Consider the following 22,316-nt stretch of genomic DNA (forward strand, 5'->3'; position numbering starts at 1 on the left):
TTGCCTGACGCGACGGTGGGAAGCCTGTCTAAACTTTCACAAAGCCTCGGCGCGCACGCACCTATTTCACGGCGATGATGTCGATGGCGCGGATGTCCGGGTCCTGGGCGAGCAGATCGGGGGCCACTTGCCCGAGCGCCTTCGGGATCTCGCCGTTCAGGTGCGCCTGGCGGGCATCCTCGGTCTCGAAGGTGTCGAAGATGCCGTAGGTCGTGTCGTTCACCTTGAACGCGTACCACGTGACGGTCCCCTCCTCGGCGGCAGCGATCGCCTGGCCGCCTTCGAGGAACGCGCGGAGTTCGTCTCCTTTGCCGGGCTTCGCGTCGAGCAGTGCCAGAATTCCGAGTTTCACAGTCATCGTGCTTCTCCATTCGCAGCTTCCACCCCGAATGTACGCCGCCGCCGACACCTGGGCGCCGGCTCGCAACAATGTCACAGCCAGCACAAGCACCATTTCCTCGGCGTAGCCTTGGATGATGACACTTGCCGACCCGACGACGCGAGCGCTGACCACCGTCGATGTCGAACGCCTGCGCCGCGACTTCCCGATCCTGCAGGAGCGGGTGAACGGGCACCCGCTCGTCTATCTCGACTCGGGTGCGACCTCGCAGCGTCCCCGCGCGGTGATCGACGCCGAGGTCGGCTTCGCCGAGCACCACAACTCCGCCGTGCACCGGGGCGCACACACACTCGCCGCCGAGGCCACCGAGCTGTTCGAGGATGCGCGCACCACGGTGGCACGCTTTGTCGGCGTCGGTCACGACGAGATCGTCTGGACGTCGAACGCGACCGAAGCGCTGAACCTCGTCGCCTACGCCATCTCGAACGCGAGCGTCGGCCGAGGCGGAGAGGCGGCCGAACGTTTCCGCCTGGGCCACGGCGACGAGATCGTCGTGACCGAGATGGAACACCACGCGAACCTCATCCCCTGGCAGGAGCTCGCGGCGCGCACCGGCGCGACGCTCCGGGTGATCCCGCTCACGGATGAGGGCCGGCTCGACCTCGCGGCGGCGGCCGGCGTGATCGGCGACCGCACCCGGCTGGTCTGCTTCACGCATGTCTCGAATGTGCTCGGCACCGTCAACCCGGTCGGGGAGCTGGTCGCCCTCGCCCATGCCGCGGGCGCACTCGCCGTACTCGACGCCTGCCAGTCGGTACCGCACCGCCCGCTCGACCTCCCTGCGCTCGACGTCGACTTCGCCGCATTCTCCGGCCACAAGATGCTCGGGCCGACCGGGGTGGGCGTGCTCTACGGTCGCGCCGACCTCCTCAATGCGCTTCCGCCGTTCCTGACCGGCGGCTCGATGATCACCACGGTGACCCTGGACCACGCCGAGTATCTTCCGGCGCCGCAGCGGTTCGAGGCCGGAACGCAGCGCGTGTCGCAGGCGATCGGCCTGGCCGAGGCGGTCCGGTACCTCGACGGGGTCGGACTGGACCGCATCCACGACTGGGAGTCCGCCCTCGGTCAGCGGCTCGTGACAGGCCTTGCCGGGATTCCGGGCATCCGGGTTCTCGGGCCGGGGCCCGGCCACGACCGGGCCGGGCTTGCGAGCTTCGACGTCGACGGAGTGCACGCGCACGATGTCGGCCAGTACCTCGACGACCTCGGAATCGCTGTTCGGGTCGGCCATCACTGCGCACAGCCCCTGCACCGCCGCTTCGGGGTCACCGCCACGACCCGGGCGAGCACCTACCTGTACACGACCCCGGATGAGGTCGACACCTTTCTGAATGCCGTCGCCGACGTGCGCCCGTTCTTCGGAGTCGGGCGATGAGCGACCACGGCGCGGCCACGGCCGACGGGATGCCCCTGCGCGAGCTCTACCAGGAAGTGATCATGGATCACGCCCGCAAACCACACGGGTACGGGCTCACCGAACCGTCGGACGCCGAATCCCACCAGGTCAATCCGACCTGCGGTGACGAGGTGACGCTCCGCGTCCGCACGGATGCGTCGGGCGGGCGCGTAGAGACGGTGAGCTGGGAGGGCCACGGCTGCGCGATCTCGCAGGCGTCCGCATCCCTCCTGTTCGACGTCATCCGCGACCTCGACCGCGAAGCGGTGGACGCAAGGATCGGCGCGTTCCGTACCATGATGCAGTCGAAAGGCTCGATCGACGGCGACGAGGAACTGCTGGGCGATGCGGTCGTGCTCGCCGGGGCATCCCGGTACGTCGCACGCATCAAATGCGCGATGCTCGCCTGGGTCGCGCTCGAAGACGCCCTCACCCGCGCCTGACGCGGTCCGGGCCCTCGGCGCCTCGTCGAGTACAGGAAAAAGCACCCCAAAATCGCGATTCGGGGTGCTTTTTCCTGGGCTCGACGGATCTCAGCCGCCGATGGCGCCCATGCTGCGGTCGGGGGGGATGAAGTCGGCCGCGTTGATGCCGTGGCCCGCCCATTTGCCCCACATCGCGCCGCGCCACCACTGGGCGATCTCATCGTCGGTCGCTGTGCCGCGCAGCAGCGGCCGCAGGTCGGTCTCCTCGTCGCTGAAGAGGCACGAGCGCACCGTTCCTTCCGCGGTGATCCTGGTGCGGTCGCAGTTCTCGCAGAACGGACGGGTCACCGAGGCGATGATGCCGACCGTGTGCGGTCCGCCGTCGACGGTCCACTCCTCAGCCGGTGCCGACGGGTCGTCGCGGCCGATCTCGGTCAGCGCGAAACGCTCCCCGAGCGTGCTGAGCAACTCCGCCGCCGTGACGAGGTTGTCGCGCGTCCAGGTGTGGTCGGCGTCGAGGGGCATCTGTTCGATGAAGCGCAGCCGGCATCCGTTGGCGATCGCCCACGACAGCAGGTCGGGCGCATCGTCGAGTGTCGATCGCATCATCACCGCGTTGAGCTTCAGCGGGGCGAGTCCTGCTGCGTGCGCCGCTCGGATGCCCGCGAAGACCGAGTCGAGCCGGTCGCGGCGGGTGAGCTCCGCGAAATGTTTGCGGTCGACGGTGTCGAGCGAGATGTTGATGCGGGTCAGCCCGGCGGCGACCAGGCGTGCGACGCGGTGCTCGAGTCCGACCGCGTTGGTCGTGATCGACAGGTCGATACCCGGGGCGACGGCGGCGCTGCGCGCGATGATCTCCTCGAGGTCGGCACGCATCAGCGGCTCGCCGCCGGTGAACCGCACCTCGCGGATGCCGAGGTCGCGCACACCGATCTCGACGAGCCGTGCGATCTCGGCCGGAGTCAGCAGGTCTTCGCGCGCGATCGCGGGCAGCCCGGCCTCCGGCATGCAGTAGGTGCAGCGCAGCGAACACTTCTCGGTGACGGATACGCGCAGGTCGCGGGCGACGCGGCCGAACCGGTCGACGAGCCCCGGGAGTTCCGGGCGATCGGCAAGGCTCGGCATCTGCGCCGGGTCGCGACGGATACGTGGGATGCCCACGGTGACCTGGGTCATGGTGTCACTGTACGTCTTCGGTGGCACGCCACCCAAAAACGCGCATCAAGTCCACAGCGCGACATGCACCTTCGAACCCCGCCCGGACAGCCCCCGCGATCCGCCGGGGGCCACCATCGCGGCCGTGGCTTCGGCTGTCGTGACGAATCGCTGCAGGACGCGGGCGGTCAGGCTCGCCCGGCCACGGTCGAGGATCGTCGCCCACCACAGCCCACCCACCGGCGTGCCGGCAACCGGCAGCCGGACCAGGGATCCGCCCTCCAGCTCGGCGGCGACCGCGTGCGCGAGGGCGAGCATGATCCCCTCACCGGCGCGCACGGCCGCCAGGGCGTCCGTCTCGCTCGTGAGCCGGACGACGCGCGGAACGCCCGCGAGATGGGTGAGCCAGCGGCCCTCCTCCGTCGGTTCCTCGATTCCGGCCGACCCGGCGAACCACTGGTGGGCGAACAACTGCGCAAGCGGAATCGGGCCGTGCATGGAGGCCAGCCGGTGCGATCTCGCTGCGACGAGGATGCGCTGGTACCGCAGGAACGGCACGACCTCCATCGTCGCTTCGTCCGCTTTGGAGGGGCGGGCGCCGAGCGCGATGTCGTAGGCGCGGTCCTTGAGCAGGGCTGCGACATCCGCTGCCGACTCGACGACCACGTCGACGGATGCCGCCGGCACCCAGCGGGTGAACACGTCGAAGAGCCGGCCCGCCGCGTGTTCAGCGAACGCGGCCGTCGCGAGCACGCGCAGTTCCGGGCGCGCGGCGTCGGCATGGGCGACGTCCCAGCGGGCCTGGTCGGCCAGAGCGACGATCTCCTGCGCGTGGTCTGCGAGCATCCGGCCGCCCGGCGTCAGCGCGATACCGCCGCCGGACCGAACGAACAGCGGGTCGCCGAGGTCCTGGCGGAGCGAAGCGAGGGCGGACGAGACCGCCGGTTCGCTGATGCCGAGCTCGGCCGCGGCGGCGCGCAAAGACCCGAGTCTCGCTACCAGCGCGAAGGCCCTCAACTGGCTCAGCGTCATCGACAAGGCGTCATAACCTTTCGCTTAACTCGATATTGACACTCGCATCAGGGCGGAGCAACACTTTCCCCAACGGGGGCTGCACATTGTCGTGCAGGCCCGCGAAGGAGTGCATTGTGCAAATCCCGGCTCCATTCGATTACGCGCGCGCAACCGGCGTCGAAGACGCCATCGGACTGCTCGAACGGCACGGCCCCGAGTCGAGGGTCATCGCCGGCGGCCACAGCCTGCTGCCCATGATGAAGCTCCGGCTTGCCAGGCCGGAGTGGCTCATCGACATCAACAACCTGTACGAGCTCGACTTCATCACCGTCGAGAACGAGCAGGTGCGCGTGGGTGCGCTCACGCGGCACGCCGCCCTGCTCGACTCGCCCGAGATCGCCCGGCTGCTGCCGATCATCACCGACGCGGAACGTGTCATCGCCGACCCCGTCGTTCGCAACCGCGGCACGATCGGCGGCTCGCTCTGCCAGGCGGACCCGGCGGAGGACCTGTCCACCGTCTGCGACGTTCTCGGTGCGATCGCGGTCGCACGCGGACCCGGCGGCGAGCGCACGCTCACCATGGAGGAATTCCATGTCGGACCGTACGAGACGGCGCTCGCCCCGGCCGAACTGCTGTGCGAGCTCCGGTTCCCGGTGCGTCCCCGCACGTCGAGCGCCTACGAGAAGGTGGAACGCCGCGTCGGCGACTGGGCCGTCGTCGCCGCAGGGGCTTCAGCCACGCTCGCGGCAGACGGGACGATCGCGGATGCGGCAGTCGGTGTCACCGCGGTCAACCTCGACGGAACCGTGGCCGGCGTGAGCGAACTCGTCGCCGGCAGGTCACCGGGCGAAGACCTCTTCGCCGAGGTCGGTGCGCTCGCGGCAGCCGCCTGCGAGCCGGTCGCCGACCAGCGCGGCCCGGTCGACTACAAACGGCACCTCGCCGACGAACTCACCCGACGGGCATTGCGGCGTGCGTGCGCCCGCGCGGCCGGCACACAGGAAGGCTGAACCATGCAGGTCACCATGACGATGAACGGCGAGGAGATCACCCGCGACATCGAACCGCGTGTGCTGCTCGTGCACTTCATCCGCGACAACCTCGGCCTCACCGGCACGCACTGGGGATGCGACACCTCCAACTGCGGAACCTGCGTCGTGCTGATGGACGGGCTGCCGGTGAAGTCGTGCACCGTGCTCGCAGCGATGGCGGACGGCCACGATGTGCGCACGGTCGAAGGGCTCGCCACCGGCGGCACCCTCGATCCCATCCAGCAGGGATTCATGGAGGAGCACGGCCTGCAGTGCGGTTTCTGCACCCCCGGCATGATGCTCACCACCCGCGCCCTGCTCGATCGCAACCCGCACCCGACCGAGCTCGAGGTCCGCGAAGCGATCTCGGGCCAGATCTGCCGCTGCACCGGATATGCGACGATCGTCCGCTCCGTGCAGTGGGCAGCAGAGCATCCGGCGCAACCCGCCGACGCACCAGAAGAGGTGGACGCATGACCATCGTCGAAGAACACGCACACAACCCGGCGGCCGGAGACGCAGACCGGCCGATCGGCTACGGGCGGCTCCAGCGCAAGGAGGACCCGCGATTCGTTCGCGGCAAAGGGCACTACGTCGACGACATCGTGCTGCCCGGCATGCTGCACGGCGCCATCCTCCGCGCGCCGGTCGCTCACGCCCGGCTGGTCTCCATCGACACGAGCCAGGCGCTCGCCAGCCCCAAAGTGCTCGCCGTCATCACCGGCAAGGACCTCGAAGGGCTGAACCTCGCGTGGGCGCCGACGCTCTCCTACGATGTGCAGGCCGTACTCGTCACCGACAAGGTGCGGTTCCAGGGCCAGGAGGTCGCGTTCGTCGTCGCCGAGGACCGGTATGCGGCTCGCGACGCCCTCGAACTGATCGACGTCGAGTACGAGATGCTGCCGGTGGTCATCGATGCACGCAAGGCGCTCGACCCTGGTGCCCCGGTCATCCGTGACGACCTCGAAGGCCGGACCGACAACCACATCTTCGACTGGGAGGCCGGCGACGCGGCCGAGACCGAGGCGGTGTTCGCAGCCGCGGATGTCGTGGTGTCGCAGGAGGTCGTGTACCCGCGGGTGCACCCCGCCCCCATGGAGACCTGCGGCGCCGTTGCGGACTTCGACCCGATCGACGGCCACCTGACCCTGTACGAGACGACGCAGGCGCCGCACGCGCACCGCACGCTTTTCGCGATGGTCGCGGGCATCCCCGAACAGAAGATCCGCATCGTCTCCCCCGACATCGGCGGTGGTTTCGGCAACAAGGTCGGCATCTATCCGGGCTACATCCTCGCAACGGTCGGTTCGATCGTCACCGGGCGCCCGGTGAAATGGGTCGAGGACCGCAGCGAGAACCTGATGTCCACGTCGTTCGCACGCGACTACATCATGCAGGGCGAGATCGCGGCGACCAAGGACGGAAAGATCCTGGGTCTGCGTACCAATGTGCTGGCCGACCACGGCGCCTTCAACGCCACAGCGCAACCGACAAAGTATCCCGCCGGGTTCTTCCACATCTTCACGGGCAGCTACGACCTCGAAGCCGCGTACTGCAAAGTCACCGGCGTCTACACGAACAAGGCCCCGGGCGGTGTCGCCTACGCCTGTTCGTTCCGCGTCACGGAGGCCGTCTACCTCGTCGAACGGATGGTCGACGCGCTGGCCCACAAGCTCGACATGGACCCCGCGGAGCTGCGGCTGAAGAACTTCATCAAGCCCGAGCAGTTCCCGTACCCGAACAAGACCGGGTGGGAGTACGACTCCGGCGACTACGAGAAGACCATGCGCCTGTCGATGGAGCTCGCCGGCTACGAAGACCTGCGGCGCGAACAGGAGGAGAAACGCGCCCGCGGCGAACTGATGGGCATCGGCATCTCGTTCTTCACCGAGACGGTCGGCGCCGGCCCGCGCAAGCACATGGACATCCTCGGGCTCGGAATGGCCGACGGTGCAGAGCTGCGCGTGCATCCGACCGGCAAAGCCGTCGTGCGCCTCTCCGTGCAGTCCCAGGGCCAGGGCCACGAGACGACGTTCGCCCAGATCGTGTCGGAGGAGCTCGGCATACCGCCGGAAGACATCCTGGTCGTGCACGGCGACACCGACCAGACCCCGTTCGGGCTGGGAACCTACGGCAGCCGCTCGACCCCGGTCAGCGGCGGCGCCGTCGCCCTCGTCGCCCGCAAGGTACGCGAGAAGGCCAGGTTCATCGCGGCGGCCATGCTGGAGACCCGCCCGGAAGACCTCGAATGGGAGAAGGGTCGCTGGTTCGTCAAGGGCGACCCGAGTGTCGGCAAGACGATGGTCGAGATCGCGCTGGGCACGGTCGGCACCGTCGCGCTGCCCGAAGGCGTCGAGGGCAGTCTGGATGCCGAGGTCACCTACGATCCACCGAACCTGACGTTCCCGTATGGCGCTTACATCTGCGTCGTCGATGTCGACCCCGGCACCGGAGTCGTCAAGGTACGGCGGTTCATCGCCGTCGACGACTGCGGCACCCGGATCAACCCGATGATCATCGAGGGCCAGGTGCACGGCGGACTCACCGACGGCGTCGGCATGGCGCTCATGGAGATCATCGAGTTCGACGAAGACGGCAACAACCTGGGCGGCTCGTTCATGGACTACCTGATCCCGACGGCGATGGAGGTGCCGAACTGGGAGACCGGCTTCACCGTGACCCCGTCGCCGCACCACCCGATCGGCGCGAAGGGCATCGGCGAGTCCGCGACAGTCGGCTCTCCCCCGGCGATCGTCAACGCGATCATCGACGCACTGTCGCCGCTGGGCGTGACGTCGATCGACATGCCGTGCACACCGGCCCGGGTCTGGGCGGCCATGCAGGGCCGGGCGACTCCCCCGGTGTGATCGGCTCCCGCGAACCCATGGACCTGCACCGATGAACGCGATGAAGGATGCACAGGCGACCCTCGCGGCGGAACTCAGCTCCCGCCGCGAACCGTTCGTGCGCGCAACCGTCGTCCGCGCGCAGCACCCGACCAGTGCGCGCGCGGGCGACGTGGCCCTCGTGCGCTCGACGGGTGAGATCCACGGATTCGTCGGCGGCAACTGCGTCGAGGCATCGGTGCGCGAGTACAGCCTGCGCGCGCTCAGCACGAACGAGCCTGTTCTCCTGCGCGTCGTGCCGGGTGAGCCCTCGCATGTGCACGAAGAGGGCGCGGTCGAGGTCTCGAACCCCTGTCTGAGCGGAGGCGCGATCGACGTGTTCCTCGAACCTGAAGTGCCCGCACCGACCGTGCTCGTGGTCGGTTCGACGCCTGTTGCCCAGGCGCTCGCAGCGCTCGGCGCTCCGCTCGGCTTCGAGATGGTGCTGACGGATGGCTCTGCCGTCTCACCCAGCGCAGCTGACGCGGCCGTCATCGTCGCTTCGCATGGCAAAGATGAGGAGCCCGCGCTCGAACGGGCCCTGCGCGCGGGAGTCGGCTATGTCGCGCTGGTCGCCAGCGACAGACGCGGAGCCGCAGTGCTCGCCTCGCTCGACGTCGGCGACGAGCAGCGAGCCAGGGTGTTCACACCCGCGGGCGTGGAGATCGGCGCGGTGACCCCCGCCGAGATCGCCCTGTCGATCCTGGCGCAACTCGTCAGCGAGCGTTCCCGGTCCGCCGTGACGGAGCCGCCCATCCAGACCGCGATCGACCCGGTCTGCGGAATGGAGGTGGTCGCCATCGAAACCAGCCTGCACGCCGACGTCGACGGCACCCGCTACTATTTCTGCTCAGAGGGCTGCCGCAGCTCCTTCCTCGCCGATCCGCAGCGTTATGCCGGCGCCCGCTGACGACCGCGTCGCCGGCCTCGTGCTGGCGGCGGGCGGCTCCCGCCGGCTCGGGCGCCCGAAGCAGCTGCTGCCGTACGGCGACGGCGTGCTGCTCGACGCCGCGCTCGCGGTGGCACGCCGGAGCGGCTTCGCGCAGGTCGTGGTCGCGCTCGGCGGTGCGCAGGACGAGGTCACGCAGGTGGTCGATCTCGATGGCATCGAGATCGCAGACAACCCCGACTTCGCGGCCGGATGCTCGTCGTCCATCGCCGCCGCCATCCCGAAGCTCGACGACAGCACCGACGTGCTCGTGCTCATGCTCGGCGACCAGCCGGGGGTGCGCCCCGAGACTGTGCAGGCCCTTCTCAGGGGCCGCGGCGATGCACCGATCGCGGTGTGCCGCTATGAGAACGGTGTCGGTCATCCGTTCGCTTTCGACCGCAGCATCCTGCCCGAACTGGCAGCGATGCACGGCGACAAGGCCGTGTGGAAGCTTCTCGAACAGCGTGCCCCCGAGGTCGTCGAGGTGTCCGTGACCGGCGCGATCCCGACCGATGTCGACACCGAGGACGACTACCGCAAGGTGCTCGCCGAGCTGCAGGCGGCCGGATGACGGCCCGGGCGCGCGCGGGTGCCGAGGACGAAGTGCGGCGGCGCGTACCCGACGTCGCGGCGTTGACGTCTGCGCTCGAGGCCGACGACTACCTGGCGGACGACGCGCTCGCGACGGCGCTCTTTCTCGCCGTGCGCCTGCCGCAGCCGATCCTCCTCGAGGGCGAGGCGGGCGTCGGCAAGACCGAGGCGGCGAAGGCGCTCGCCCGGGCGCTCGGAACACCGCTGTTCCGCCTGCAGTGCTACGAAGGCATCGACGCGGGCGAGGCCCTCTACGAATGGAATCACCAGCGCCAGCTGCTGGGCATCCGCCTGGCGGAACTCGGCGAGCGCACGATCGACGAGACCGACCTCTTCGCACCCCAGTACCTGCTGCGCCGGCCCCTCCTGTCGGCCATCGAGCACCAGGGGCCGCGCCCCGCCGTCCTCCTGCTCGACGAGATCGACCGGGCGGATGCCGAATTCGAGGCGTTCACGTTCGAGTTGCTGGCCGAGGCCGCGATCACGATACCGGAGCTCGGGACGATCCGCGCGACGCATCCGCCGATCGTCGTGCTGACCTCGAACCGCACCAGGGACCTGCACGACGCGCTCACGCGACGCTGCCTCTATCACTGGATCGATTTCCCCTCGGCCGCGCGGATCGCCGAGATCGTGCGCCGCCGGGTGCCGGGCAGTTCTGAGCCCCTCGCTCTCGACGCCGCCACGGCGATCACCCGGCTCCGAACACTCGACCTCGCCAAGCCTCCCGGCATCGCCGAAGCGATCGACTGGGTATCCGCCCTCGCGATCCTCGGCGTCGACCAGCTCGGTGCGGCCGTCGTCGAACAGACCTGGGGTTCCGTGCTGAAGAACCGCGACGATCTCGATCTCGCTGCGATACGTGGTGCCGACTGGGTGGTGGGCGGATCCGGTGGCTGAGTCAGGCTCGAACGTGACGGTTCTTCCCGTGTCGGCGCCGCGGGTCGAGCCTGCGTCGCTGGCTGCCGGGCTCTCCGCGGTGCTCCGTCGTGCCGGCCTCTCCGTCTCACCCGAACGCACGGCGTGGCTGGCCGAGTCCCTCCGCCTCGTGCCGCCCGACTCGCGCGACTCGCTTTACCGCACCTGCCGCACGATTCTCGTCTCGGCACGCGTGCAGCTGCCGACCTTCGATGCCGTGTTCTCGGCCGTGTTCGACGGCCGGCTCGACCCGGCCGACACCCGGGGCGACCCGAACGCGCCCCCGGCCGTTGGCTCGGAGGCGCGCACCCGCCCCACGCCCCCGGACAGTCGCCCGTCAGCACCCCACGCCGTCGACTCCGACCGGCCGCCCGCACCCGGCGGCCCGACGAGCGACCGCGAAGGTGACGACGAGGAGGACTCAGGACCCGAGAGGGACGCCGTGCTCGCCGTCGCGTCGGCCGAGGAACGACTGCACGACACGGCTTTCGCCGAGCTGTCCGAGGACGAACTCACGCGGATGCGCCGCCTCGTGCAGAACATCACCATCGCGACCCCGACGCGCGCGAGCAGGCGACATCGCCCGTCGGCTCACAGCAGCGCCCGCCTCGACCTGCGGCGCACGATCCGCACAGCCCAGCGCACCGGAACGGACGGCACACGCCTCGTGTATGCCCACCGGCGTTCGCGTCCGCGTCGCCTCGTGCTGCTGTGCGACGTGTCGGGGTCGATGGAGCCGTACACGCGGGTCTTCCTCACCCTGATGCAGGGCGCGGTCGTCAACGCGGGAGCCGAAGCCTTCGTCTTCTCGACCCGGCTGACCCGGCTGACCCGTCAGCTGACCGTGCGCGACCCGGATCAGGCTCTCGCGCGCGCGGCCGCGACTGTGGTCGACTGGGCGGGCGGGACCAGGCTGGCCGACAGCATCCGCCGGTTCATCGACGACTACGGGCGCCGGGGCATGGCCCGCGGCGCCATCGTCGTCATCCTGTCCGACGGGTGGGCGCAGGACGACCCGGAAGAGGTGGCCGCGCAGATGCGGCGGCTGCGGCGGCTCGCCCATCGCATCGTGTGGGTGAACCCCCGCAAGGTCGCGGCCGGGTTCCAGCCACTGGTCGGCGGCATGGCGGCGGCGCTCCCCTACTGCGACGCATTCGTCAGCGGACACAGTTATGCGGCTTTGCAGGACGTAGCGGCGGCCATCGGGGCCGACCGGCCGTACACCGCCGAGATGAGGAGAACGTGATGGAACTGGACACCGGTTTCTCGGTCGTCGCACCGATCGACACCGTCTGGAAGGTCCTGCTCGACTTCGACCGGGTCGCGGCATCGGTACCGGGGGCCGAGATCCTGGAGCGCCCGTCGGACGACACCCTCAAAGTCGGGATGAAGGTGAAACTCGGACCCGTGTCGATGCAGTACAAGGGGACCGTCAACGTCCTGGAGCTCGACGAGGCGCAGCATCGGGCCGTATTCGGCGGCAAGGCGCAGGAGACGCGGGGACAGGGCACGGCCGAAGGCACCGCGACGATGCAGCTCACGCAGGACGGCGAAACCATCGTCGGCACGGTTCATGCCGAACTCAACCTCTCGGGCAGGGCAGCCGCCATGGGCAAGAGCATCATCAACTCCGTTACGCAGCAGATGGTGGAACTCTTCGCGTCGAACCTGCAGAAGATGGTCGAGGAGGAGCTGTCCGGCGGCAGTGGCGCGGCAGGCGTTCCTGCAGCCGAGGCGACACCTGCGGCCGAGGTGACACCTGCGGCCGAGGCGGCGACATCGGTCGCGCCCCCTGCGACGGAAGCCGCCGACGCATCCACAGCGGACACCCCCACCCCACCGACACATCCTGCACCACCGCGCCCCCCGGCACCGGCCGAGAACTCGCTCAACGCCCTCAGCCTCGCTCGCGGCGTCATCGTCGACCAGCTCCAGAACCCCGCCAAGCTGGCCGTGGCGTTGCTGGCAGTCGGCTTCATAGGTTTCCTGATCGGCCGCGGGCGCCGGCGCCGAGTGTGAGACTGGAGTCGACGGTGCTCTATGGAGAGTGATCGACATGCGTGATGTTCTCGATGCCCTGATGGCGGACTGGGATGCCGGGCGCACCTCCGGTCTCGCCACCGTGGTGCGCACCTTCGATTCCGCGCCCAGGCCGCCGGGCGCCTCGATGCTCGTGACCGCCGACGGCAGGGCGGTCGGCTCGGTCTCCGGGGGCTGCGTCGAAGGCGCGGTGTACGAGCTGGCGACCGAAGTGGCGGCGGATGGCGTGCCCCGGCTGGTGCGTTACGGCATCAGCGACGACGAAGCTTTCGCCGTCGGCCTGACCTGCGGCGGAATCCTCGACGTGTTCGTCCAGCCGGTCTCACGGCGTACCTTCGACGGACTCGGTGGTGTGCGCGAAGACATCGAAGCGGGTCGGCCGGTGGGTGTCGCGACGGTGATCGAGCATCCGGACCCGCAGTGGCTCGGCCGGCACGTCATCGTGTGGCCGGACCGGTTCACGAGCGAGCTTCCCTCCGAACGGGCCGGTAGTGCCATCGCCGCCGACACGCTCGGCCTCCTCGCCTCCGGGCGCAACGCGACGCTCACCTACGGCACCGACGGCGAACGACTCGACGAAGGGATGCGCATCTTCTTCGACAGCTACGCCCCGCGACCGCGCATGCTCGTCTTCGGCGCGATCGACTTCGCGTCTGCACTCGCGCGCCTGGGCGCCTTCCTCGGCTACCGCGTGACTGTCTGCGACGCCCGCTCGGTGTTCGCGACGCCTGCCCGGTTCCCGGAGGTCGACGAGGTCGTCGTCTCCTGGCCCGACCGGTACTTCGCGGAGCAGGTCGCTCTCGGCCAGGTGGACTCCAGAACGGTCATCTGTGTGCTCACCCACGACCCGAAGTTCGACGTGCCGCTGCTCGAGCTGGCGCTACGCGGGCCCGAGCTCGCCTACATCGGCGCGATGGGCTCGCGGCGCACCCACGACGACCGCCTTGCGCGGCTGCGCGCGGCCGGGCTGACGGATGCCGAACTCGCCCGCCTGCACAGCCCCGTCGGCCTCGACCTCGGCTCCCGCACCCCCGAGGAGACCGCCGTGTCGATCGCGGCCGAGATCATCTCGCGCCAGTGGGGCGGAAGCGGCGAGCCGCTCACCCTGCTCGACGGGCGCATCCACCACGACGACCTGGTCGAGAGCTCTCATGAGTCGGCACCGAGTGGTCAGTAACTCACCTGAGTCTGCGGAAAGCAGTAGCGTCGAGCGCTCGCTGGGCCGAGGCAGAGAGTGTTGATGTCATGAAGTCTTCCTCCCAAATGGAAGACCCGAGTGTCAACAACCTCCGTCTGGCGCGCGCGACGCGGTCTGAGCGCGCCCCAAGCCATCCCAGCCGTCGAGCACAGAAAAAAGCACCTCTATTCGCAAGAATGAGGTGCTTTTTCCTGTGCTCGCCAAGGGTCGGGCTTAGCCGAAAAGCAGCACCAGCATGTAGCCCATCGCGAGAGCCATGACGACGTTCGTCGCTGCGGCGAGCCGCGGCGCAACCGGACCGGCGGCCGCGCCCGACGGCGAAGCGGTGGCGCGGCCGATCACGCGGGCGTCCCCGATCCCCGCGATCGCGATCACGGGCAGCCGGTCGACCACCAGAACGGCGTACCCGACCATGAACACGACGAAGGCGTAGGCGAGTGCCGGCAGCAGCACGAGCGCAGCGCTCGCGCCGAACATGTAGGCCATCGCCGCCGACATGACCAGGTGCGGAACGTGGTGCCCGGCGAATCTCCGCTCCCTGTCGCCGCGCGCCGCATCGCGCGCAACGCTCACCACGAACCACAGCGTGACGACGATCCACACGACGAGCCAGACCGAGGTCGCCGCGCTGCCGGTCGCGATCAGGAGCTGCGGGATGAGCACCCCGGCCATCGAGACGCCCATCAGCAGGTTGTGGATGTCGACCTCCGCATCCGTGGGCCGGTGTACGCGCCAAGCGACGACGAGCCGCACAAGAGCGGCGGCTCCCGCGAGGAACACAATGACGCCGAGCACGCTGCCCAGCCAGGCCGGCCCGGTCACGACTCGCCTCGTGACGGCCAGTACGCGAGTGCGATCAGCGCAAGGAGCGGGCCGGAGTTGGGATCGGTCGCGTCCCCGCTGAAGACAGCGCCGAACGACTGCCCGACGACCCAGATCCACGCGCTCGCAACGAGAGCGATCACGATGCCGACGCGCATCAGCGCAGGCGGGAGGAACACCGCGATGGCGACGATCGCCAGGACGACGCTCCCCGCGATGCCCAGGGGTGTGGCGTGGCTGAGCAGAACCAGGCCGCCCCAGAGGACGACCCAGACGACACGGGCGGCGACCGGTCCGACCGGCTGCGCGGCGACGAAACTGCCCGCGGTCGATTTCGCCGTCGGCCAGAGGAGCACAGCGAGCACCGCGTACAGGAGCACCGCCCCCGGAGCGCCGGCCATCGCATCCCTGCCGCCGGTCAGCAGCCCGCCGAGTCCCTCACCGAACCACCAGACCAGCAGCGACCAGACGACCGACACCGCGAGCGCAGGCCTGACCGAGCGACGCCACGCGATCCCGAGCCCGATCGCCAGCTGCAGGCCGGCGAAACCGGCGTTGAGCAGCGCAGGAGCGTGCTCGACAAGGCGTGAGGCCCAGAGGATCGACGCGGCGATCCAGCCGGGGTTGCCGGTGGCGGTGGGCGCGAGCATCTCTGTCGCGAACGACGGGGTGAACATGACGGGCTGAACCTGCAGCAGTGCGTCGAGCAGCCAGAGTGCTGCGAGTGCGAGCTGCAGCCGGCGGCGCGCATCGGTTGTGAACGGAGCGGGCGCTCCGGGTGCTTCCTCGCGAGCCCCCGCCACCGGCGTCCCGCTGGACCGGCTCACCCGGTCTTCGCCTCATCCCGTTTGCGACCGGCGACCTCGTTCGGGATGCCGGACGAGAGCAGCAGGGAGGCCAGCGTGATCGCGATCAGGCCGAAGAATGCCGTACCCAGCGACGAGAGCTGTGCGTCGGTGTAGATGGCCGCGAGCTGGTTCGCCTGGTCCGTGCTCAGCCCGTTCTCTTTGCCGATCTCGTCGACCGTTGCGGCCGGCACGATGGCAACCCCACCCTCCGTCTGCGCGCTGATCGTCGCCTTGACGTCGCTCGGCAGCGTACTGGAGGCGACCCCTGCCGCGAACGACGTCGTCAGCGCCCCGATCAGGATGGAGCCGATCAGCGCCGTGCCCAGCGACGATCCCAGGTTCTGGAATACCCCCTGCAGTCCCCCGACCTCGCTCGTCTCCTTCTCTGTCACGCTCGACATGTTGACCGCACCGAGCTGGGAGGCCAGCAGCCCGAGGGCGGCACCGGCAAGGAACATTCCCACCGCGAAGAGCACGGACTGCAGGTCGGGCGAAACCGCGGCAAGAAGGAGGATCGCGCTGCCGACCAGGATCCACTGGCCCACGCGCACGATGCGCCGCGGCGACCAGGTGCGTGACAGCCGCGTGCCCACGATCGAGAACAGGATCAGGGAGATCGAGAGGGGGAAGATGCGGATGCCCGTCTGCAGCGCATCCAGCCCGAGCGTCATCTGCAGGTATACCGGCACCATGAAGAAGAGTCCGGCGGTCACCGCATACTGCGCCCCGAGCACACTCAGTCCACTGCGTAGCTGACGGATCTGGAAGAGGCTGACGTGCACGAGCGGCGGCCGCCCCGTAGCGACCAGCCGGCGCTGCCGGGCGAGGAACGCCCACAGGAGCACAGAGCCCAGGAGGATGAACCAGGCGGTGAGCGAAATGCCGAGCGGCTGGATCGGCGTGCCGTTGATCTCCGGGGATGCGAGCGGGGTGATCCAGCCCCAGGTCTTGCTCTGCAGCATCCCGAATACGACGAAGATGAGACCGGCGGCCGAGAGCAGCACGCTCCAGATATCGATGTGTTCCGGTCGGCGCCCCGCCCTGTCGGCGATCACGCGCGCGAACAGGATCACGACGGCCATGATCACGACCTCGGCGACGAAGACGTAGCGCCAGCTGAAGTAGGTGGTGACAAAGCCCCCGATCAGAGGCCCGGCGGCGACGGCGGCACCGGACACGGCGCCGATGATCGCGAAGGCCGTGATCCGGTCCCGGCCCGCGTAGTTGTCAGCGACGAGCGCGGCGATCGCGGGAATCACGAGCACCGCCCCCAGCCCTTCGACCACGGACCAGCCGAGGAAGAGGACCACGATGTTCGGCGCGATGGCCGTGGTCAGCGAGCCGAGGCCGTAGACGATCGACCCGATCACGAACGCGCGTCGCCTGCCCCAGATGTCGCCCAGTTTCGCCCCGAGCAGCATGACCGACGCCATCGTCAGCGTGTAGAAGGTGATCGCCGCTTGCATCGCCGAAACCGTCGTGTTGAGGTCGGCCACGACGGTCGAGATCGACACGTTCATGACGGTGCCGTCGAGCACCATCACGAACTGCGCGGCTCCGAGGATGATGACGACGGACCACTTCTTCATGTTCTGCCCCGCTTCCGCGCTCGCAGCCGTCGGGTTCGAGCGTGTCGGCTGCATGCCGGGACGGCGTCAGCCCAGTATCTTCCTTGCAGTGGACCGAGCGAAAGGTGCAGGACGTAAATCAGTGCAGGACGGGCGAAGGAGAGTCGTGCGCGGCCGTCATGTCTGTCGTGTTCATGATGACCGCCGCTTGCGCCCGGCGCGCGAAGGCAGGCGAGAACGGTCTCGCGGCGACGGCGAGCAGCCGGAGCATTCCGAGCGGGATGTGGCGGATGCCCGCGGGCGTCGGGGACGCAGCGACAGCATCCATCGCCAGGCCTTCGAACGTGCGAATCTGTCGGCCGGTCACGTCGCGTTCACTGTTGCGATGCGGGTGCTCGCCGATGGCATCGACGATCGCGTCGGCGACGGCCTCCACACGCACGAAATCGATGGGGTTCACTCCCCTGCCGAGCACCAGAGCCTGATGACGGTCTTCGATGTGGGCGCCGATCACTCCGGCCCACGTTTCGAGGAACGGCGTCGGGCGGATGATCGTCCAGGTCAGGCCGCTCGCCTTCAGTGCGCTCGCCTTCAGTGAACGCTCGGCGGCGAACTTGGCCCGGTGCAGACTCATGGGATGGCTGGGCCCGGCACCGTACGCCGAGAGCAGGACGATGTGACGGACGCCCGCCGCCTCCGCTCGTTCGATCGCGGCGATGTTCGCGGCCCGGTCGATCGTTTCCGGACTGATGCCCCGCGGCCCGACGAACCCGTGCGCGGCGAGCACGACGACATCGCAACCGGTCATCGCACGTTCGACGGCGGCGGTCTCGCGAAAGTCCGCGACGACGACCTCGGCGCCCGGGGCGGAGATGCGCGACGGATCGCGCGTGAGCGCCCGGACCTGCTCGCCGCGATCGAGCAGGCCGGCGACGAGCACCCGGCCGAGCGTTCCGCTCGCGCCGACGACGAGGATCATGGGCGTGCGCCGCCATCGGTCGCGTGTGTCGCACGGGCGATCGCGTCGTCGATGCCGGCTCCGGATGCTGTGACGGGCTCGAGGTAGAACCGCGCGGCCACGATGACTTCGGCATCGACGGTGAAAATGATCACGCCCCGCATCAGATGGGCCGATCCGTCGGGTCGGGTGCCCGACATCTCCCATTCGCTCCACACCGTTGCTCCATCGACCGCGGTGGCGAGAAGGTGGGATCGCAGGTCGGGAATCGCGCCGAACAGCGCCGCCCAGTTGCGTTCGACCTGGGCCGATCCGGTGAAACCCTGCGCCGGATGCACGGGGGTCGCGTTCACATAGTCGTCGGAGAAGCAGGCCGTCAGCGCGGCCAGATCGTGGGCGTTCGTCGCCGTCTCGAGTCGGGCGACGACAGCCTCTGGATTGTTCGAACCTCGCATGGGAGGCCTCGATTCCATTATTGGTAGCTAGATTCAATACGGTAGCATAGAATGAATCTCATGTCCACGGAATCCAAGCGCAGGCCCTACGACTCCCGCGCCCGGCGGGCGCAGGCGCACCGCAATCGCGCGACGATCCTCCGTTCGGCACGAGACCGCTTTCTTGCTGACGGGTATGCCGCGACGACCATCGCGGCGATCGCCGACGACGCCCAGCTGTCGATCGACACCGTCTACAAGACGTTCGGCGGCAAGGGCGGGCTGGTCCGGGCGATCTACGAGGAGAGCCTGCTGGGCACCGGCCCGACCGCCGCACCGGTCCGCTCCGACCAGCTTCAGAACAGCGAAGCAGATCCCCACGCGATCGTTCGCGGCTGGGGTGTTCTGACCGCGGAGGTCGCGCCGCTGGTCGCCCCCGTCCACCTCCTCGTCCGTGAGGCGGCCGCATCCGATCCTGAAATGGCAGCGCTTCTGCGTGACAGCGACGACAGCCGCCGCACACGCATGCACCACAATGCGCTGACCCTCGCTGAGCGGGGCCTGATGAAGGCCGGAGTCACCGTCAAGGAGGCGACCGACGTGATGTGGGCGTTCAGCGCGCCCGAGTTGTTCGACCTCCTCGTGCTCCGAGCGGGATGGTCGCCGGAACGCTTCGGTACCTACATCGGGGAGTTCCTGGAATCGGCGCTACTTTCCTGATGCCGCATGCTCCACTCGGGTGCAGACTGAGCGCATGGGTACACTGACCTACGGCGATTCGCAGACCTTCGAATTCGACGACCGGCTTCTCAGCCACATGAAGCTCGCGATCGTCGCGAAGCTCCTGCGCCACGAGAGCTTCCTGCTCAACTGGACCGTGCCGGCCGGCCAGGGGTCCGGGCGCGTAAGCCTGTGGATCAGCAGGGAATCGCAGCTCACGTTCCGTTTCGCCGGAAGCCGCCCGCCGGCGATCAACGTGCGGTGGATCGAAGCGTTGAGCGCGACCTCTGCCCGCACAGGCGGTATGCAGGTCATCGACGAAGCCGACACCGACAAGGTGCTGACGGCCTAGCGAGGCGCGAAGGATGCGCTGAAGATCGACCGCGCGTGCGCCGCGATCGCGGGCCGCTCATCCGCAGCGGTGCGCGCGAGCAGGAAGGCGAGCATCGAGAAGGCGAGCATGACGTCGGCACTCGTCACCTGCGAGTCGACGCGCCCAGCCGCCGCATCACGCACGAGGATGGCGTCGACGACCGCAGTGACCCGCGTGGCGAGGTGTTCAGCGCGCGGATCGCCGAGGTTCGAGGAGACCACCTCGATCAGCGCGGTCGACCCGAGGGCCTGTTCGGTGACACCGTCGAAGAGGTCCCTGAGCGTGGCGTCGGGAGTCTTCCCCAGCTCCTCGAGATCGGTGACGTTGTCGTCGAAGACGGCGACCGCGAGCGCGATGCGGTCGGGAAAATGCCGGTACAGGCTCCCCTGCCCGACGCCGGCGCGACGAGCGACAGCGCTGAGCGGGGCGTTATAGCCCGATTCTCCGAAGACCTCGCGGGCCGCGTCGATGAGCGCCTGCCGATTCTCCGGGCCCGCGCTCGGTCCCCGGTTCGCTTTCGTCTTCTCCGGCACGGGTGTAGTGTACTACCGGACAGTGTTGTCCGGTAGGAGCGATCCTAGCTACGCTCCCCACGAAACAGGAGGAACAACCCCATGCCCACGTCAACCCGACTCACCGCCGACTCGTCGATCGGCACCTGGCTCGACGACCCGATCGGCGGCTCGATCATGACTGAACTTCTCGCCCAGGCCGGCCAGGATGCATCCGTCATGAAGCCCGTCCGCCGCCTCGCGCTCAAACGCCTCATCAAGCTCAGCCAGGGTGCATTCACCGCCGAAATGATCGCCGACCTCGAGCAGCGCGCTGCCGCCGCTGCCGCGACAACGCCGGGGGCAGAGGCCTCCGCAGTCGACGACGACGCCGCAGACGACGAGCCGACTGCAGAGACCCCGGTCTGGGTCGAGAAGCCGACCGAGGGCCGCTTCAGTGGCAAGACCGTCATCGTCACCGGCGCCGGTTCCGGCATCGGGCGCGCCACCGCATCCCGTATCGCCCGCGAAGGCGGCCGCGTCATTGCGGTCGACGTCTCCCAGGAGCGCCTCGACGCTTTCGTCGCCGAGCTTCCCGATGCCCAGATCGTTCCGGTCGCGGGTGACATCACCGATGATGCCTCGATCGCTGCGATCGTCGCCGCCGCCGGCGACCGGATCGACGGACTGGCCAACGTCGCCGGGATCATGGACAACATGACTCCGGTGCACGAGGTCAGCGACGACGTCTGGAACCGGGTCTTCGCGGTCAACGTCGTCGGCACGATGAAGCTGACGCGCGCCGTGGTCCCCACGATGCTCGCCCAGGCATACGGGTCGATCGTCAACATCGCATCCGAGGCCGCACTGCGCGGTTCGGCCGCAGGTGCCGCCTACACCGCGTCCAAGCACGCGGTCGCAGGCCTCACCAAGAGCAGCGCGTTCATGTACGGCCCGAGCGGAATCCGCGTCAACGCGGTCGCACCTGGCCCGACCATCACGAACATCCAGGCCAGCTTCGCGTCCGAGCTCGGCGCAGAGCGCGTTCAGCTCGCGATGACGGTGCTCCCCGACCCCGCCGAGGCCGACGCGCTCGCCGCGTCGATCACCTTCCTGCTCAGCGACGACGGCGTGAACATCAACGGCGTCATCCTTCCGTCCGACGGGGGCTGGTCGGCGGTCTGACCGCCCGGCACCGACTCCGGTTCATCAGGAATGGCTAGTGACGCCCCGGGCGCACTAGCCATTTCTGATGAATCCGTTTGCGGGGGTCAGCCGAGCAGCTTCGCCTTCGCCGCGGAGAACTCCTCATCGGAGAGGATGCCCTGCGTGTGCATGGTGGCGAGGTTCTGCAACTGCGCCATCATGTCGTTCTGAGGGGCAGCTGCGGGAGCGGGCGGCGCGGCAGCGGCCATCTGCGCCTGCTGCGCGGCGACCGCCTGCTGCGCGGCGTAGTCCATCTGCGCCTGCTGCTGCTGCTGCTCGTACATTGCGGCCTCATCGGCCTGTTGCTGATTCGCAGCCTGGCGGTTGCGCATCCCGCCCGACACGGCCGTTGCCGTACCGGCGACGACCGCCGTCGTCGCAGCTGCGCGCACCAGCCCGCCGCGACCCATCCGTCGACCCAACATGTCTTTCTCCCTCAGTCTTCGGCACCGCTCAAGGCGGCGATTTCGTTGACGACGGGGGCCGGGATGCGCTCCGTGCGCAGCACCGCCCCGCCTGCGTTGAAGATGGCCTCCGCGAATTCGCGGGCCCAGGTGTGCTCGACGACCAGCAGCGCCGCAGAGGTGCCGGGAGCGAGGTCCTCGGCGAAGTCGGCGACGTCTTCCTCGCCGGCGATCCCGATCTCGAGCAGCTCGAATTCGGGAAGGCCGTATTCGTCCGTCACCTCATCGAGCTCGAGCACGACCACGTCACCGGACTCGAACGACTTCGTGACGAAGAGCAGGTCGAGCAGCCTGATGGTGCCGGACCCGACGACATCGACGATCGCGTTGACCACATCGGGTCCCGGGCGCTCGCCGTCGAAGCCGATGAGAAAGATCTCGACCGGTCCGTATTCGAACTCAGCCATGGTGTGCCCCCAAACGCAAGAGTCGGCCCTGAACT

General features: G+C 68.8%; 25 protein-coding genes. 14 read left to right on the forward strand and 11 right to left on the reverse strand.

Annotated elements, in window-relative coordinates; genetic code table 11:
• Positions 1-61 precede the first annotated feature (61 nt).
• Positions 62-358: a putative quinol monooxygenase gene (locus ACPPVQ_RS12655; RefSeq protein WP_426515453.1), complete on the reverse strand. Its 297-nt coding sequence runs from the start codon at positions 356-358 to the stop codon at positions 62-64.
• Positions 359-473: 115 nt separating this feature from the next.
• Here ACPPVQ_RS12655 and ACPPVQ_RS12660 point away from each other — a divergent pair, with 115 nt between their 5' ends.
• Positions 474-1,778 (forward strand): aminotransferase class V-fold PLP-dependent enzyme, encoded by a 1,305-nt coding sequence (locus tag ACPPVQ_RS12660; protein WP_426515454.1) that lies wholly within the window; start codon positions 474-476, stop codon positions 1,776-1,778.
• Positions 1,775-2,242: a Fe-S cluster assembly sulfur transfer protein SufU gene (gene sufU, locus ACPPVQ_RS12665; protein ID WP_426515455.1), complete on the forward strand. Its 468-nt coding sequence runs from the start codon at positions 1,775-1,777 to the stop codon at positions 2,240-2,242. The genes ACPPVQ_RS12660 and sufU overlap by 4 nt, the downstream gene beginning before the upstream one ends.
• A gap of 90 nt (positions 2,243-2,332) precedes the next feature.
• Here the strand turns inward: sufU and moaA are convergent, their stop codons facing one another.
• Together moaA and ACPPVQ_RS12675 are read right to left on the reverse strand one after the other, a co-directional pair.
• Positions 2,333-3,400 carry a GTP 3',8-cyclase MoaA gene (gene moaA / locus ACPPVQ_RS12670; protein ID WP_426515456.1) on the reverse strand — a complete coding sequence of 356 codons (1,068 nt, stop codon included), beginning with the start codon at positions 3,398-3,400 and terminating at the stop codon, positions 2,333-2,335.
• Between the two features lie 45 nt (positions 3,401-3,445).
• The gene (locus tag ACPPVQ_RS12675) at positions 3,446-4,411 is read right to left on the reverse strand and encodes a LysR family transcriptional regulator (RefSeq protein ID WP_426521258.1); all 966 of its coding nucleotides are present in this window, start codon (positions 4,409-4,411) and stop codon (positions 3,446-3,448) included.
• A 116-nt stretch (positions 4,412-4,527) separates the two neighbouring features.
• Between ACPPVQ_RS12675 and ACPPVQ_RS12680 the strand changes: the two genes are divergently transcribed.
• The 9 genes from ACPPVQ_RS12680 to ACPPVQ_RS12720 are packed head-to-tail and all read left to right on the forward strand — an operon-like array spanning position 4,528 to position 13,969.
• Positions 4,528-5,406 (forward strand): FAD binding domain-containing protein, encoded by an 879-nt coding sequence (locus ACPPVQ_RS12680; protein ID WP_426515457.1) that lies wholly within the window; start codon positions 4,528-4,530, stop codon positions 5,404-5,406.
• Positions 5,407-5,409: 3 nt separating this feature from the next.
• Complete coding sequence (locus ACPPVQ_RS12685) at positions 5,410-5,904, forward strand: (2Fe-2S)-binding protein (protein WP_426515458.1); 495 nt, start codon at positions 5,410-5,412, stop codon at positions 5,902-5,904.
• A complete protein-coding gene (locus tag ACPPVQ_RS12690) occupies positions 5,901-8,294 on the forward strand; it encodes an aerobic carbon-monoxide dehydrogenase large subunit (protein ID WP_426515459.1) in 2,394 nt (797 codons plus the stop codon). Before ACPPVQ_RS12685 ends, ACPPVQ_RS12690 begins: the two co-directional genes overlap by 4 nt.
• Before the next feature lie 31 nt (positions 8,295-8,325).
• Positions 8,326-9,222 (forward strand): XdhC family protein, encoded by an 897-nt coding sequence (locus tag ACPPVQ_RS12695; protein ID WP_426515460.1) that lies wholly within the window; start codon positions 8,326-8,328, stop codon positions 9,220-9,222.
• Complete coding sequence (locus tag ACPPVQ_RS12700; protein ID WP_426515461.1) at positions 9,206-9,814, forward strand: nucleotidyltransferase family protein; 609 nt, start codon at positions 9,206-9,208, stop codon at positions 9,812-9,814. The genes ACPPVQ_RS12695 and ACPPVQ_RS12700 overlap by 17 nt, the downstream gene beginning before the upstream one ends.
• A complete protein-coding gene (locus ACPPVQ_RS12705; RefSeq protein WP_426515462.1) occupies positions 9,811-10,734 on the forward strand; it encodes an AAA family ATPase in 924 nt (307 codons plus the stop codon). The genes ACPPVQ_RS12700 and ACPPVQ_RS12705 overlap by 4 nt, the downstream gene beginning before the upstream one ends.
• A gap of 13 nt (positions 10,735-10,747) precedes the next feature.
• A complete protein-coding gene (locus ACPPVQ_RS12710) occupies positions 10,748-11,998 on the forward strand; it encodes a vWA domain-containing protein (RefSeq protein ID WP_426515463.1) in 1,251 nt (416 codons plus the stop codon).
• Positions 11,998-12,771 (forward strand): SRPBCC family protein, encoded by a 774-nt coding sequence (locus ACPPVQ_RS12715; protein ID WP_426515464.1) that lies wholly within the window; start codon positions 11,998-12,000, stop codon positions 12,769-12,771. Before ACPPVQ_RS12710 ends, ACPPVQ_RS12715 begins: the two co-directional genes overlap by 1 nt.
• Before the next feature lie 37 nt (positions 12,772-12,808).
• Positions 12,809-13,969 carry an XdhC family protein gene (locus ACPPVQ_RS12720; RefSeq protein WP_426515465.1) on the forward strand — a complete coding sequence of 387 codons (1,161 nt, stop codon included), beginning with the start codon at positions 12,809-12,811 and terminating at the stop codon, positions 13,967-13,969.
• Positions 13,970-14,203: 234 nt separating this feature from the next.
• Here the strand turns inward: ACPPVQ_RS12720 and ACPPVQ_RS12725 are convergent, their stop codons facing one another.
• The 5 genes from ACPPVQ_RS12725 to ACPPVQ_RS12745 all read right to left on the reverse strand — a co-directional run bounded on the left by ACPPVQ_RS12725 (position 14,204) and on the right by ACPPVQ_RS12745 (position 18,641).
• Positions 14,204-14,812 carry a DUF5134 domain-containing protein gene (locus ACPPVQ_RS12725; RefSeq protein WP_426515466.1) on the reverse strand — a complete coding sequence of 203 codons (609 nt, stop codon included), beginning with the start codon at positions 14,810-14,812 and terminating at the stop codon, positions 14,204-14,206.
• Positions 14,809-15,639, reverse strand: a complete 831-nt coding sequence (locus ACPPVQ_RS12730) for a hypothetical protein (protein ID WP_426515467.1) — start codon at positions 15,637-15,639, stop codon at positions 14,809-14,811. The genes ACPPVQ_RS12725 and ACPPVQ_RS12730 overlap by 4 nt, the downstream gene beginning before the upstream one ends.
• On the reverse strand, positions 15,636-17,303 hold the full coding sequence (locus ACPPVQ_RS12735; RefSeq protein WP_426515468.1) for an MFS transporter: 1,668 nt from the start codon (positions 17,301-17,303) through the stop codon (positions 15,636-15,638). The genes ACPPVQ_RS12730 and ACPPVQ_RS12735 overlap by 4 nt, the downstream gene beginning before the upstream one ends.
• 64 nt (positions 17,304-17,367) lie before the next feature.
• Positions 17,368-18,207, reverse strand: a complete 840-nt coding sequence (locus ACPPVQ_RS12740; RefSeq protein ID WP_426515469.1) for an SDR family oxidoreductase — start codon at positions 18,205-18,207, stop codon at positions 17,368-17,370.
• On the reverse strand, positions 18,204-18,641 hold the full coding sequence (locus ACPPVQ_RS12745) for a nuclear transport factor 2 family protein (RefSeq protein WP_426515470.1): 438 nt from the start codon (positions 18,639-18,641) through the stop codon (positions 18,204-18,206). Before ACPPVQ_RS12745 ends, ACPPVQ_RS12740 begins: the two co-directional genes overlap by 4 nt.
• A gap of 60 nt (positions 18,642-18,701) precedes the next feature.
• On the opposite strand from ACPPVQ_RS12745, the gene ACPPVQ_RS12750 reads away from it, so the two are divergent.
• Entirely contained in the window at positions 18,702-19,340 is a 639-nt protein-coding gene (locus tag ACPPVQ_RS12750; protein ID WP_426515471.1) for a TetR family transcriptional regulator, read from the forward strand.
• Positions 19,341-19,374: 34 nt separating this feature from the next.
• A complete protein-coding gene (locus tag ACPPVQ_RS12755) occupies positions 19,375-19,692 on the forward strand; it encodes a hypothetical protein (RefSeq protein ID WP_426515472.1) in 318 nt (105 codons plus the stop codon).
• Here ACPPVQ_RS12755 and ACPPVQ_RS12760 read toward each other — a convergent pair.
• Positions 19,689-20,246, reverse strand: coding sequence for a TetR/AcrR family transcriptional regulator (locus tag ACPPVQ_RS12760; RefSeq protein WP_426515473.1), 558 nt, complete (start codon positions 20,244-20,246; stop codon positions 19,689-19,691). The genes ACPPVQ_RS12755 and ACPPVQ_RS12760 overlap by 4 nt on opposite strands.
• A gap of 81 nt (positions 20,247-20,327) precedes the next feature.
• Between ACPPVQ_RS12760 and ACPPVQ_RS12765 the strand changes: the two genes are divergently transcribed.
• Positions 20,328-21,389, forward strand: a complete 1,062-nt coding sequence (locus ACPPVQ_RS12765) for an SDR family NAD(P)-dependent oxidoreductase (RefSeq protein WP_426515474.1) — start codon at positions 20,328-20,330, stop codon at positions 21,387-21,389.
• 86 nt (positions 21,390-21,475) lie between these two features.
• Here the strand turns inward: ACPPVQ_RS12765 and ACPPVQ_RS12770 are convergent, their stop codons facing one another.
• Positions 21,476-21,835 (reverse strand): SHOCT domain-containing protein, encoded by a 360-nt coding sequence (locus ACPPVQ_RS12770; RefSeq protein WP_426515475.1) that lies wholly within the window; start codon positions 21,833-21,835, stop codon positions 21,476-21,478.
• Positions 21,836-21,846: 11 nt separating this feature from the next.
• Positions 21,847-22,281 carry a DUF6325 family protein gene (locus ACPPVQ_RS12775; protein WP_426515476.1) on the reverse strand — a complete coding sequence of 145 codons (435 nt, stop codon included), beginning with the start codon at positions 22,279-22,281 and terminating at the stop codon, positions 21,847-21,849.
• Between the last annotated feature and the right edge of the window lie 35 nt (positions 22,282-22,316).

This window comes from Leifsonia sp. McL0618 (assembly GCF_049994905.1).
In the GTDB taxonomy this organism is placed as follows: Bacteria; Actinomycetota; Actinomycetes; order Actinomycetales; family Microbacteriaceae; genus Diaminobutyricibacter.

Bases quoted from the DNA above. Each gene is read 5' to 3' on its own strand.
- ACPPVQ_RS12655 (WP_426515453.1), bottom strand. From the start codon at position 358: ATGACTGTGAAACTCGGAATTCTGGCACTGCTCGACGCGAAGCCCGGC.
- ACPPVQ_RS12660 (WP_426515454.1), top strand. From the start codon at position 474: ATGATGACACTTGCCGACCCGACGACGCGAGCGCTGACCACCGTCGAT.
- sufU (WP_426515455.1), top strand. From the start codon at position 1,775: ATGAGCGACCACGGCGCGGCCACGGCCGACGGGATGCCCCTGCGCGAG.
- moaA (WP_426515456.1), bottom strand. From the start codon at position 3,400: ATGACCCAGGTCACCGTGGGCATCCCACGTATCCGTCGCGACCCGGCG.
- ACPPVQ_RS12675 (WP_426521258.1), bottom strand. From the start codon at position 4,411: ATGACGCTGAGCCAGTTGAGGGCCTTCGCGCTGGTAGCGAGACTCGGG.
- ACPPVQ_RS12685 (WP_426515458.1), top strand. From the start codon at position 5,410: ATGCAGGTCACCATGACGATGAACGGCGAGGAGATCACCCGCGACATC.
- ACPPVQ_RS12690 (WP_426515459.1), top strand. From the start codon at position 5,901: ATGACCATCGTCGAAGAACACGCACACAACCCGGCGGCCGGAGACGCA.
- ACPPVQ_RS12695 (WP_426515460.1), top strand. From the start codon at position 8,326: ATGAACGCGATGAAGGATGCACAGGCGACCCTCGCGGCGGAACTCAGC.
- ACPPVQ_RS12700 (WP_426515461.1), top strand. From the start codon at position 9,206: ATGCCGGCGCCCGCTGACGACCGCGTCGCCGGCCTCGTGCTGGCGGCG.
- ACPPVQ_RS12705 (WP_426515462.1), top strand. From the start codon at position 9,811: ATGACGGCCCGGGCGCGCGCGGGTGCCGAGGACGAAGTGCGGCGGCGC.
- ACPPVQ_RS12715 (WP_426515464.1), top strand. From the start codon at position 11,998: ATGGAACTGGACACCGGTTTCTCGGTCGTCGCACCGATCGACACCGTC.
- ACPPVQ_RS12720 (WP_426515465.1), top strand. From the start codon at position 12,809: ATGCGTGATGTTCTCGATGCCCTGATGGCGGACTGGGATGCCGGGCGC.
- ACPPVQ_RS12735 (WP_426515468.1), bottom strand. From the start codon at position 17,303: ATGCAGCCGACACGCTCGAACCCGACGGCTGCGAGCGCGGAAGCGGGG.
- ACPPVQ_RS12740 (WP_426515469.1), bottom strand. From the start codon at position 18,207: ATGATCCTCGTCGTCGGCGCGAGCGGAACGCTCGGCCGGGTGCTCGTC.
- ACPPVQ_RS12745 (WP_426515470.1), bottom strand. From the start codon at position 18,641: ATGCGAGGTTCGAACAATCCAGAGGCTGTCGTCGCCCGACTCGAGACG.
- ACPPVQ_RS12750 (WP_426515471.1), top strand. From the start codon at position 18,702: ATGTCCACGGAATCCAAGCGCAGGCCCTACGACTCCCGCGCCCGGCGG.
- ACPPVQ_RS12755 (WP_426515472.1), top strand. From the start codon at position 19,375: ATGGGTACACTGACCTACGGCGATTCGCAGACCTTCGAATTCGACGAC.
- ACPPVQ_RS12765 (WP_426515474.1), top strand. From the start codon at position 20,328: ATGCCCACGTCAACCCGACTCACCGCCGACTCGTCGATCGGCACCTGG.
- ACPPVQ_RS12770 (WP_426515475.1), bottom strand. From the start codon at position 21,835: ATGTTGGGTCGACGGATGGGTCGCGGCGGGCTGGTGCGCGCAGCTGCG.
- ACPPVQ_RS12775 (WP_426515476.1), bottom strand. From the start codon at position 22,281: ATGGCTGAGTTCGAATACGGACCGGTCGAGATCTTTCTCATCGGCTTC.